Consider the following 10,139-nt stretch of genomic DNA (forward strand, 5'->3'; position numbering starts at 1 on the left):
ATGGCGAAGGCGATGACGACGGAGGCGCGCAAGAAGGACGCGCGGGAAAAAATCGAGCTTGGCGGCCTGATCGTCAAGGCAGGTCTGCGCTACGAGAAGCGGGCGCTGCTGCTTGGACTGCTGATCGATGCGGCGGCCCGCATGCGCGGCGACGAGAGGGAGCGAGAGCGTTTGCTGACCATCGGCGCGGAGGCGTTCGGCGATGGCAGCGAATAGGATAGCACTGGCGGTCATCCCGGTCTCACTCATGGTCGCCGCGGTCGTGGCCATTCCTGGCATCGAGCAATGGCTCGCCGCCTTCGGAAAGACGGCGCAGGCGAAGCTGATGCTCGGGCGCATCGGCCTGGCGCTCCCCTATGCCGTCGCCGCCGGGATCGGCGTGATGGCGCTGTTTGCCGCCAATGGTTCGGCGCAGATCAAGACGGCCGGATGGAGCGTCGTCGCCGGAAGCGTGGCCGTTATTCTGGTCGCGGTCGTGCGTGAGACGATACGTCTGGCCGGTCTTGCAGGGAGTGTACCTGCTGGACAATCTGTTCTCGTCTATGCCGATCCATCGACAGGCATTGGCGCGGCGGCTGCGATCCTGTCCGGTGTTTTCGCGATGCGTGTGGCCATCAATGGCAACGCAGCCTTTGCCAGACCAGAGCCGCGGCGCGTTCGGGGCAAACGCGCAGTCCATGGCGACGCCGACTGGATGAGCATGACGGAGGCAGCGAAGCTGTTTCCGGATAGCGGCGGCATCGTCATCGGCGAGCGCTACCGCGTCGATCGCGACAGCGTGTCCGAGACCGCATTTCGGGCCGACACGGCCGAGACCTGGGGCGCAGGTGGCAAGTCGCCGCTGCTCTGCTTCGACGGCTCGTTCGGATCGTCGCATGGCATCGTCTTCGCCGGCTCCGGCGGCTTCAAGACGACCTCGGTCACCGTACCGACCGCGCTCAAATGGGGCGGCAGTCTCGTCGTCCTCGATCCATCGAGCGAGGTTGCGCCAATGGTCGTCGACCATCGCCGCAAAGCCGGGCGCAAGGTGATCGTACTCGATCCGGAAACGCCGGCGATCGGCTTCAATGCGCTCGACTGGATCGGCCGTTTCGGCGCGACGAAGGAAGAGGATATCGTGGCAGTCGCCACCTGGATCATGACCGACAATGCCCGGGCCGCTTCGGCGCGTGACGACTTTTTCCGCGCTTCGGCCATGCAGCTTTTGACGGCGCTGATCGCCGACGTCTGCCTGTCCGGCAATACCGACGAAAAAGATCAGACGCTGCGGCAGGTGCGCGCCAATCTCTCCGAGCCGGAGCCGAAACTGCGCGAGCGGCTGACCCGCATCTACGAAGGGTCGGAGTCGGATTTCGTCAAGGAGAACGTGGCGGTCTTCGTCAACATGACGCCGGAGACGTTTTCCGGTGTCTATGCCAATGCCGTCAAGGAAACCCACTGGCTGTCCTATCCAAACTATGCGGCGCTGGTGTCCGGCACCAGCTTCACGACCTCCGAGCTCGCCAAAGGCGAGACCGACATCTTTATCGCGCTGGACCTCAAGGTTCTGGAAGCCCATCCCGGTCTTGCCCGCGTCGTCATCGGCTCGTTCCTGAACGGCCTCTACAATCGCAATGGCAAGACGGCGGGGCGGACACTCTTCCTCCTCGACGAAGTGGCGCGGCTGGGGTTTCTGCGCATTCTGGAAACGGCGCGGGATGCCGGTCGCAAGTATGGGATCAGCCTGACGTTGATCTTCCAGTCGATCGGCCAAATGCGCGAAGCCTACGGTGGCCGCGACGCCAGCTCGAAATGGTTCGAATCCGCGTCCTGGATTTCCTTTGCCGCGATCAACGATCCGGAAACGGCCGACTATTTGTCGCGGCGCTGTGGCGAGACAACGATCGAAGTCGACCAGGTCAGCCGCACCAGCCAGTCGCGCGGATCGTCGCGATCGCGATCGAAGCAGCTCAGCCGTCGGCCGTTGATCCTGCCCTATGAGGTCATGCAGATGCGCGGCGATGAGCAGATCGTGTTCACGTCAGGCAATCCGCCGCTCCGATGCGGCCGCGCGATCTGGTTCCGCCGATCCGACATGACGGCGTGCGTCGGCGAGAACCGTTTCCACACGAAACAGAGGCCCGCTGAAGCCGAAACGTGAGAGCATTCGGACGGGAAGGATGGGGCCGATGCGATACTGGGAAGCGTGTGAGGCACAGGTAACGGTGGCAGAAGCGATCGCGGAATGCCGCAGGCATCAGATCGTCGCTGTCAAGCGTGAAGCAGATGCCGCACTTATCGACCAGGAGAGCGGTGATGTTATCGCCCACGTGGATGAGCATGGGGAATATTACGGCGGCGATATTCTCGGCTATCTCGGATACTGATCGATGGCTGCACGCCCTTGCGGGAGGATCGTTACCGGGATCGGCGAAGACCAGTTCTGGGCTTCGTTCGCGGATGCGAATAGAGCCGCACGCCGCAGGCGGACCGCCCCCATCCTGCATCGCCAACACTTCACGAGATTGAATCGATCCGGGATGACCGATTCATATCTCTCGTTGGACGGCGAAACCAAAATCACAGATTCTGGCATCATGATCGCCCAACCCTATCACCTCTATGTCGAGCGCACCGAGCCTCACCGAAACATGGCGCGGTTCTATGCCGTCTCGATTGAACCAACATTATTCGGTGATACCTGCTTGACCCGTCGGTGGGGACGCATCGGGAGCAAGGGCCAGATGAAGGTTCATCATTTTGCGCAGGAGAAGGAAGCGGTCGAGCTCTTCCTCGATCTTGTGCGGCAGAAACGCCAGCGGGGATATTCGACCAGACCGATATCGATCAGCAGTTCGGCGAACGCCAATCGATGATATCCGGCGGTAACCTCGAGCATAGTTGAACGGGCAGCATGGTATTTAAGCGCAGCAAGAGAGACACTCAAAGCCGATACAGACACAACATCGCAAGGTCCGTTATTGCCGTCGCCATCGCGTCGATAACCGTTCCGACAATCCCGGCTGGAACTGCGGTGGCCGAAACGCTCACAGGGACAAAAGTCGCGAAGGCTACCTTCCGCAAATGTGAGGGTGGCAACCGGACGACCTGTGTCGTCGACGGAGATACGCTCTGGATCAGAGGCGCAAAAATCCGTATCGCCGATATCGATACCCCTGAGGTCAGCGAGCCGAAATGCGCGTCCGAGCTGGGACTGGGACAGCGCGCCACCAGCCGGCTGATCGAGCTGGTCAATCAGGCGCCATTTGAACTCCATGCGTGGCCGGGCCATGACGAAGATCGATATGGCCGCAAGCTCCGGATCCTTATTCGCAATGGAAAGAGCCTCGGCGATATCCTGGTATCGGAGGGCTTGGCGCGGACCTGGTCAGGTCGGCGGCAACCGTGGCGCTGACTGGCCCGTCGAAGCGAGCCAGTCAGTGATGACATCAGCGTCGGCGCGCACCGTCGCGTTCGAACGAAATCTCGATTTCGATGAAGAACGGGATCTTGATCGCGAGCTTCAGGCCGAGCTTGCCTTTGCGGAAGAAGTGACAGATGACCTTGCCGAGGTTACGAAGCTGACGGCCGGTGGCTGCGAGGAATTGCGCTAGACGTTGCATTGTGATTTCTCCTTGTCGATTGCGGATATCGCGGGGATAGGCCGCGGGCCGAGACAAGGAGGGCTGCACCGTGGGCCCCTGTTGCGCATGCGCAATGGGAAGGCGCGATAGGCCGCAGCAAAGCGGAGGACCTGGCGGCGCCTGAGTTTTGATGGTGTGGACACCCCCGCCACTTCGGCCGATGCTGGTCGAAGGCAACCGGTGATGGGAAAGGTGCATCCTATGCGTCAGCTTACTTTCGGGGTCGATCTCGCCAAGAATGTCTTCCAGGTGCACGCCGTCGACGCGGCTGGTGTAATCGTTTTCCAGCAAAAGCTTCGTCGAGGGCAGTTTCTGACTTTCTTCCAGAAAATCGAACCAAGCCTCATTGGTATGGAGGCATGCTCGGCCGCACACCATTGGGCGCGTGAGTTAATGGCGATTGGCCATGATGTGAAATTAATGGTCCCAGCTTATGTGAAGCCCTATGTCAAACGGGGGAAAAATGATGCCGTTGACGCCGAGGCCATCTGCGAGGCGGTAACCCGGCCCACCATGCGGTTCGTCCCGGTGAAAAGCTCACAGCAGCAATCCATACTCATGGTTCACCGCTCAAGAGCTCTCATGGTTCGGCAGAGAACGATGCTTGTGAATGCACTTCGTGCACACTTGGCCGAACTCGGTATAGTCGCACCTGTGGGCCTTGAGAGAGTAGCGGACCTGGTCCAGCGTGTATTTACCGAGCGGCGAGATCTCCCTGAGCTCGTCTACGACGTCGTTGCATCCTTGGTGAAGCAGATTGGTTGCTTGACCGATGAGGTCCGTATCCTTGAAGCGAAGATCAAGGCATGGCATCGAAACAGTCCCACCAGTCGCAGACTTGCTACGATCCCTGGCATCGGCATCATTACCGCGACCGCTCTGGCAGCAACGATCAGTGATCCGTCCGCGTTCAAATCTGGGAGACAGTTGGCCGCCTGGCTAGGTCTGACGCCTCGGTCGAACTCCTCGGGCGGGAAAGAAAGGCTCGGGCGGATTACGAAGGCTGGCGACCGTTATCTCCGAACATTGTTGGTCGTCGGCGCCACAGCGGTCATTCGATACGCTCGGCAGAAGGGCGGTAGCCCGCTGATGGAATGGGTCAGAAAGCTATTGCAATCCAAATCACCACGACTGACTTCCGTCGCTTTGGCGAACAAGATGGCTCGAATGGCCTGGGCTGTGATGGCTCACAACACGGTTTACCGCCGTGCGATAGCTTAAGGAAACACGGCGCATTAGTCGTCGATCAAGTTCGGAGGGCCTGCACACAATCTTGATGAATACCGGCGTCGCCGGAGATCAGGGAGAATCCGTTCGCGAAACTGCATAGTCTGTATGCGCAATTTTGATAGGAACCCATGATCTGCGGACTTCATCAGGGCCTACGGCGATAAGCCGACCATCAAAGGCCGAACATATGGAAGCAGCCTGCCGGGATTTGTGATTGTGAAAAGGCTTGACGAGGGGGGTGTCCACATATGTCTCGCGAGGAGGCGCTTCAGTGCCGGGGAAAACTCTGGCGACGACGGGTTGCTGCCCGACGACCGGCCTGGAACATCCCCGATGTCGATAGCCTCTGTCGGCAAGGAGACATGCAGCGTCGGTGATTGAGCCAAGCGGATGAACACGTCCGCAGGCGCGAAACATGAGAGATGATTTGAAGGCGACCGCTTAAAACGGCGGCTCCGCTTCGAGGCGGCCGTCCTGCTCGGCCACCAGGACGGCCAGTTCGGCCTGAGCGCATTCGAGTTCGGCTTCTATCTCGCGGCGCTCGCCGACGTCGCATGCGTTCCGAAGCTCGGCGCGTAGTTCCTCGATTTGGATTTCCAGGGCGTAGGTCATCGTCTGATCTCCTTGAGTGTGAAAGACGACGACGGAGGCCGAGAGGGGATGGCGGGGTCCAGGATCGCGAAAGCGACCGGCAGCGCCGGGGAGTGGGGGCGCCGAAATGCGCAGCATTTTGGGGGAACCGCTCATCCTTGAGGCCGGTATTCCCGAGCGGCACTATGCCTAGATCTGAGCAGCTATCCTAACCTCTCGTATGGGATCAAAAAGCCGGCGACGGGCTCGATGCCCGTCGCCGGCTTCCCACTGGGGACAAGAGGAGAGCCCCGCCTTTTCGGGCGGGGCCTGGATCGTCTCAGTCGCGGTTGGGGCGGGACCAGATCAGCTGGTATTCGCCTTCGACCTCTGTCAGCGTCGCGTAGATCGGGGAGGGGAAGCTCGGATCGTCGAGCTTGACCGAGAGGTAGTCGCGGTCCTGTTCGGAGCGCTTCTGCCAGGCCGCACCCAGTTCAACGCTCCCGGCGAAGATGCGGAACTGCGGTCCCTTGTCCGAAGGGTTTTCGACGCGGGCGATGCGGGCCTTGACGTTGAGGGCGAGTGTGCGGATGGAGCCGGTGAAGCCGTTTCCGGTGGTGGTGAAAGTGCCGATGGTAGCCATGTCGATATTCCCTTTTGCTCAATCGGGCCGCTCCAGTGCGGCCTCGATGGCAGTCGCAAAGGCCGGGGACGATCGGACCGCACCTCACAAGGCCGAAACAGCGTGGAGGGCGGCGCGGAGACACTTTCTTGCCCCGCGAGGAATGGCGGCGGAGCCGACAGGGGAAGAAAGTTTCGGAACGCCGTTGCGGGATAACGAGCGAGGCGCAGCCGATCCCCGGTCAGACCTGTCCCATCGAGCCCGCACCTGGAGCCACGAGAATTCAGGCAAGGGAATATGACTTTGGCGGCCCGCACGTGCTTGCCCCCGCTTGAATGGCAGTATCGGCGTTCCGCAAGTGGCTGGGCATGACGAGGATTACCACACACTTCATATGGCGCTCGGCCACGGTCCGCTTGCGACACCCGTCTATCGCGATAGAGTTGCCTTGCGATTCGTCGCCTGGAGGAACAATGCCAAAGCAGACCAAGCCATTTGTCGTCGAAATCAAGCCATCCCGAAAGCTGAAACCCGGCACCCCGAAGCCGTCGATCTGGGGGTTGATCGATCTGACGATCGGTGAAGACCATGCCGTCCCGCCAATCCCGGTGACGGAGCCGGCCACCGCCGAGAGCGGCGACCGGGTTTAGACTTCTCCTGGATATCAAGCCGCGTCCCGGACGTCCGCCGTTTCCGGCTGCAAACCGTGCAGGAACGCCACGGCCCGTTGCGCATGTGCCGCCGCCTGGAAGATCGCCCGCTTGTCATCGGCAAGAACGGTAAGCCAAGACTGCAAGTAAGAGGCATGATCGGGCCGGGGTTCCAGCTCCGGCGCAATGCCCAGATCGGCGCAGAGGAAGCAGCTTCCGAGTTCTGCCACGAGTTCCTCGCGCGCCCGTTCGCTGCGATCCTTGGCATAGCGTGACAGATTCCGGCCGACCCGGTGTTCCGCCGCAGTCCAGTGGGTGGCTTCATGGCTGAGGGTCGCCACGTATCCGGCTGCATCCCGGAAACTTTCGAAGGGCGGCATCTGGATATAGTCCATCACCGGCGAATAATAGGCCTGGTTGCCGCCATGACGGACCACCGCGCCGGTATTGCGGAAAAAGCGGTCCGCATGCTCGATGCGGGCGACCGGATCGAGCACCGTCGCGGGCCGTTGGTAGTAATGGTCGGGCAGGCCATCGATCTGCTCGACGTTGAATACCGAATAGGCTTTGAGGAACGGGATTTCCCGGTCGACCTCGCCGCCGTTTCCATCGCTTTGCGATTTGGTGAAACGGCTGGCGAAGACAACGCTCGACCCGGTCTCGCCCTTGCGCACGGCCGCTCCGAGTTCAATGGCCTGCTTGAACGTCATCCACATCGACGAGGTGAATCCCCGCGACATCTGCTCCGACCAGAGAAGAAGCACGTTCATGCCGGAATAGGGCTGGCCATTATGCCGGAGCGGTCGGCTGATGCGCCCGTCCGTGTTTGCGGCACTCCAGGGTTTCATCCAGGGGCGCACGCCACTTGCAAGGTCCTCAATGATTTTATCAGTGATGCGGGTATAGATGTCCGCCCGCTGCTTCTCTGTCCTGGCTGTCATTTTCCATCTCCACTCAATCCGAGCCGCGCCGATTGCGGCCCGTCGCGGAGGCCAGAGGCAGGAGCCAAAAGCCGATATCCCGCACCGGAACGGCCGAAACGGAAGTGGAGGACGGCGAAGCCGTTGCGGGGTGACGGCGGCTCCTGCAGGTCCGACGCCAAAGACGGGCCGCGTCGGCCGGCTCGAAAGCGCTTTCCTGCCTTTCCCTTGGGGAATGCCGACATGGAAAAAGGCCGCCCTCGGAGGGACGGCCTGAAACTAGGTGTGGCGGGGCGGACCCCGCCGTGATGGTATCAGTCGAAGGCTAACATCTGGGCTGCTGCGGCTTTGCGATCGACGGACTGGCCGGGGTTTTCGACCGGACGATCGAAGGGCTTCCAGGCTTCGCCGACGATTTGCTTGTAGGCTGCGACGGCACCTTCGGCCGCCATGCGCAATGCGTGGGCCTGGATGCCCATGTCGGCGGCAAACTCCCGCTTGCGATGGGCGGCGCTATCGTAGCCGACCGGGCCGTCGAGATCCTCGTCACGGGCATCGTTCGCAGCCTTGGCGGTCGCGTCGCGCGCTTGCGTGACCGCATTGCTGTAGAACTGGCCGGCGCCATGGGCGGAGCCGACGTAGGCGCCAACGATGCGCTGCAGGTGGATCTGCATGGCGCGCTCGCCGAGGCCTTCGCTCAAGGCGTCGGCCGTCTCGGTGATCAAACGCTCGTGGAGATCGCGGATCCCGTCGCTGTCGATGACGGCGGTCCCAAAGCTTTCCGCGATCTTGAGAGCTTGCGCGCTGTCCGGGCAGGTCAGGCGGACCATTTCGACGGTGGCGCCTTTACGGAGCTGGACGACGCGCGCTGAGGTGCGATTGGTTGCGGGCTTTGCCATGGTGGTCTCCTTGTCGGTTGCCTGAAGGTTAGAGGCGGCTCCCTGCCGGCCCTCCCTCGGGTGCGGTCGAACAAAGCCTGCGACCGACGGGCGGCTTCACAGGTCCGAAGGCCCTGAGAGAGCGAAATGGCCTTGCGGACAAGCGGGGCATCAGCCCTGTGCGGGACGCGAGGACGGTTTGCGAAGGGAGGGGCGGCAGGCCGCAGCGCGGCGCGACAGCGGCCTTGAAACGAACGGCAGCAGGCTTAAGACCGTGACAAACCCGAAGGAGGTCCGCCAGGGTCGCAGGTGGATCGCGGAAACCGACGCCTTGAGACCACCACCATAGACCTCGACGAGATTTCCACCGGGCAGTCGTCCCAGCGCGGATTGCCAAAAGAAATCGGCCTCGACCTCCGGCCACTCGCTTCAACGCTTCAGCACGAGGTCGCAACGATAGAAACGCCACTGGCCGCGCGCGTCTCCGCCTCCTTCATCGCTTCGAGGTCGGCCCGCCGCTCGAAGGCAAGCCGGTGCGCATGCTCCGCCCACAATGCCCGACTGGAGCGGGTCCGCCACCGTCCACGACGCCTGCGCCAACGTGTCAGCACGCCCGCAGTCACGGTCAAGCGTTTTGCACGATGCGAAATCTGACGCTGGATACGATCGACGTCCTGACGGGGAGCGCCGTCACTGATGCGATCGTCTGCCGCGCTCATGCCGCAGACCTCGGCCAGCCGACAAAGGAAGACGGCCCGTCGTAACGCTGGTGGCGTGCCTCGTCGATGACGAAGCCGAATGGACCGCGGCGGGCATATTCCTCGCTGTCTATGAGATAGCGCCGCTCGACTTCGCCGATGGTCCGCGCCGTGCCGCGACGCGCGACGATCTCCGTCATCCCGGTGTGGTGTGCCGAGAAAATCGCGGACGAAACGATCCAGTCGTCGGCATGGATGCTCTCAAACTCCTGCCGATCCCTCGCCCGAGACTCTCCCGGCGCAAGCGTCCGGCCGTGAACGGTCTCCCAGAACTCCGGCCAGCTGTGCCGGATGGTTTCGTCCGCCGTCCGGCGCTCATATCCCGTGAACAGGTCCGGAAATGCATGGGCAACCACCGCCCATTTGACATCTTCTTCGTACCAGCAGGTCTCGTTGCGGAGAGCGCAGGGGACGCCAAGGTTTCGGTCGGAAGAGAGATGAAAGCCACCATGGCCGGCAGTGGTGTGGCACACAATGCCCGGCCCATAGATCGTCGCGGACTGCGACATGCCCCATGGCGTGCTGCAGGACATACGGACCTAGACACGGCCAAGATCGTGCAGGTCGCGCTGATGCTCGGCGGTCTCGATGACGCGCGCGACGAAGGCGGCCTCGTCGGCGAGGCGACCGTCATGGCCATAGAAATCACCGCGTTTGAGCACGGAGAGAGGCCCCTTGGCGCGCCACGCGCTTGCCAGAAAACTGCCCGCAGGCGTGGTGATCATGGCAAGCACGAGGTCACGGGTGCGCGCCACGGGAAAACCCTCTGCACTAAGGGCGAATTCTATACCGCGCGCGTCGGCGATCGGATCGTTCTGCTGTGAAATGATAGTGGGCATCGGATGCTCCATTGTATGCTGAAAACAGAAGCGCCGCCGGTGAAGCCGG

14 protein-coding genes and 1 pseudogene are annotated in these 10,139 nt (G+C 61.8%); 7 read left to right on the forward strand and 8 right to left on the reverse strand.

What is annotated here, in order from left to right:
• From ASD54_RS25785 to ASD54_RS27375, 5 genes are all read left to right on the forward strand, one after another.
• Positions 1 to 216, forward strand: coding sequence for a type IV conjugative transfer system coupling protein TraD (locus ASD54_RS25785; RefSeq protein WP_062557457.1), 216 nt, complete (start codon positions 1 to 3; stop codon positions 214 to 216).
• Positions 203 to 2,140: a Ti-type conjugative transfer system protein TraG gene (gene traG / locus ASD54_RS25790; RefSeq protein ID WP_062557458.1), complete on the forward strand. Its 1,938-nt coding sequence runs from the start codon at positions 203 to 205 to the stop codon at positions 2,138 to 2,140. Before ASD54_RS25785 ends, traG begins: the two co-directional genes overlap by 14 nt.
• 28 nt (positions 2,141 to 2,168) lie before the next feature.
• Positions 2,169 to 2,366, forward strand: a complete 198-nt coding sequence (locus ASD54_RS25795) for a hypothetical protein (protein WP_062557459.1) — start codon at positions 2,169 to 2,171, stop codon at positions 2,364 to 2,366.
• 153 nt (positions 2,367 to 2,519) lie between these two features.
• Entirely contained in the window at positions 2,520 to 2,855 is a 336-nt protein-coding gene (locus ASD54_RS25800; RefSeq protein WP_082547404.1) for a WGR domain-containing protein, read from the forward strand.
• 158 nt (positions 2,856 to 3,013) lie between these two features.
• Positions 3,014 to 3,394: a thermonuclease family protein gene (locus ASD54_RS27375; RefSeq protein WP_348272055.1), complete on the forward strand. Its 381-nt coding sequence runs from the start codon at positions 3,014 to 3,016 to the stop codon at positions 3,392 to 3,394.
• A 34-nt stretch (positions 3,395 to 3,428) separates the two neighbouring features.
• Here the strand turns inward: ASD54_RS27375 and ASD54_RS27030 are convergent, their stop codons facing one another.
• Positions 3,429 to 3,602, reverse strand: coding sequence for a hypothetical protein (locus ASD54_RS27030; protein WP_200958495.1), 174 nt, complete (start codon positions 3,600 to 3,602; stop codon positions 3,429 to 3,431).
• Positions 3,603 to 3,824: 222 nt separating this feature from the next.
• On the opposite strand from ASD54_RS27030, the gene ASD54_RS25810 reads away from it, so the two are divergent.
• Positions 3,825 to 4,844 carry an IS110 family transposase gene (locus ASD54_RS25810; RefSeq protein ID WP_062557461.1) on the forward strand — a complete coding sequence of 340 codons (1,020 nt, stop codon included), beginning with the start codon at positions 3,825 to 3,827 and terminating at the stop codon, positions 4,842 to 4,844.
• A 450-nt stretch (positions 4,845 to 5,294) separates the two neighbouring features.
• Here ASD54_RS25810 and ASD54_RS27035 read toward each other — a convergent pair whose 3' ends face one another.
• Together ASD54_RS27035 and ASD54_RS25820 are read right to left on the reverse strand one after the other, a co-directional pair.
• A complete protein-coding gene (locus tag ASD54_RS27035) occupies positions 5,295 to 5,465 on the reverse strand; it encodes a hypothetical protein (protein WP_200958496.1) in 171 nt (56 codons plus the stop codon).
• Between the two features lie 298 nt (positions 5,466 to 5,763).
• Positions 5,764 to 6,066, reverse strand: a complete 303-nt coding sequence (locus ASD54_RS25820; RefSeq protein WP_062557463.1) for a DUF736 domain-containing protein — start codon at positions 6,064 to 6,066, stop codon at positions 5,764 to 5,766.
• A 452-nt stretch (positions 6,067 to 6,518) separates the two neighbouring features.
• On the opposite strand from ASD54_RS25820, the gene ASD54_RS27040 reads away from it, so the two are divergent.
• On the forward strand, positions 6,519 to 6,695 hold the full coding sequence (locus ASD54_RS27040) for a hypothetical protein (protein WP_200958497.1): 177 nt from the start codon (positions 6,519 to 6,521) through the stop codon (positions 6,693 to 6,695).
• Positions 6,696 to 6,709: 14 nt separating this feature from the next.
• On the opposite strand, the gene ASD54_RS25830 is transcribed toward ASD54_RS27040, so the two are convergent.
• The 5 genes and pseudogenes from ASD54_RS25830 to ASD54_RS27550 all read right to left on the reverse strand — a co-directional run.
• Positions 6,710 to 7,636 carry a zincin-like metallopeptidase domain-containing protein gene (locus tag ASD54_RS25830; protein ID WP_062557465.1) on the reverse strand — a complete coding sequence of 309 codons (927 nt, stop codon included), beginning with the start codon at positions 7,634 to 7,636 and terminating at the stop codon, positions 6,710 to 6,712.
• Between the two features lie 293 nt (positions 7,637 to 7,929).
• Entirely contained in the window at positions 7,930 to 8,514 is a 585-nt protein-coding gene (locus tag ASD54_RS25835; RefSeq protein WP_062557466.1) for a hypothetical protein, read from the reverse strand.
• A gap of 416 nt (positions 8,515 to 8,930) precedes the next feature.
• Positions 8,931 to 9,212, reverse strand: coding sequence for a hypothetical protein (locus ASD54_RS25840; RefSeq protein WP_062557467.1), 282 nt, complete (start codon positions 9,210 to 9,212; stop codon positions 8,931 to 8,933).
• Positions 9,209 to 9,760 carry a hypothetical protein gene (locus ASD54_RS27545; protein ID WP_348272056.1) on the reverse strand — a complete coding sequence of 184 codons (552 nt, stop codon included), beginning with the start codon at positions 9,758 to 9,760 and terminating at the stop codon, positions 9,209 to 9,211. Before ASD54_RS27545 ends, ASD54_RS25840 begins: the two co-directional genes overlap by 4 nt.
• A 30-nt stretch (positions 9,761 to 9,790) precedes the next feature.
• Positions 9,791 to 10,139 (reverse strand): annotated as a pseudogene (locus ASD54_RS27550) (hypothetical protein); the annotation flags it as partial.

The sequence above is a fragment of the Rhizobium sp. Root149 genome (genome assembly GCF_001427345.1).
GTDB lineage: Bacteria > Pseudomonadota > Alphaproteobacteria > Rhizobiales > Rhizobiaceae > Neorhizobium > Neorhizobium rhizoryzae.